This is a genomic window from Helicobacter sp. L8, assembly GCF_003660355.1.
Classification (GTDB): Bacteria; Campylobacterota; Campylobacteria; order Campylobacterales; family Helicobacteraceae; genus Helicobacter; species Helicobacter labacensis.
Genome location: NZ_QXQR01000056.1, coordinates 1 through 684, shown reverse-complemented (window position 1 = coordinate 684; position 684 = coordinate 1). Strand labels below are relative to the sequence as shown.

Genomic DNA, 684 nt, shown 5'->3' with positions numbered 1-684 from the left:
CTTGTATGAAAAGCTCATTGCCAAGTGGGAGAAAATGCATGGGCAAAAGGCTAATGCGGTGTTCCCAGCTAAGTATACGCCCAAGGAATCTAAAGGGGCAGGAGGGGGCAATGGAGGGGAGAAACCGCCTAGTAGTGATGATTTGCTAGACCCTAAGAGACCTTTAAGAAAAATTAGCCCAGAGGAGGTAACACCTGAGTTTTTAGAGGAGGTTAAAAAGCGTAAAGATGTTAAGGTGTGGATTGGGGATTTAACGAATCCGCAGATTTTGGAGCATTTGGGCTTTAAGAGTGATAGACCTGTGAAAATGCTTTTTGATGGGGATGCGTTAAAGCACATTGAAAAAAGGCATGGGAAGGGTAGTCCTTTAGTAGAAAAGAGTAAGCAACCAGCAGTAACACATGAGGATATAGCTAGTTATCCGGAGATTGTGAATAATGCGGACTTGATGAAAGTTGTAAAGCATAATGATTTAACCACCATCACAATTGGTAAGCAAACCAACGGATACGCTATTGTGGTGGAGGCTGTGGGGAAAAAGAATAACCGATTAACTTTAAAAACGATGTACAAAGAACATGGGAAATTAGAACAAGGGTTAGATTTTAAAGATGGTAACTACATACGACTACCTCAAAGATAGCGCAGGTCCACCAGTGGTTAAACACGGGTCCTACTTAGACG

Annotated in this window: 1 pseudogene; it reads left to right on the top strand. The window is 42.3% G+C overall.

The features are described from left to right. A pseudogene (locus EAO37_RS09025) lies at positions 1-643 on the top strand (hypothetical protein); the annotation flags it as partial. Positions 644-684: the final 41 nt, after the last annotated feature.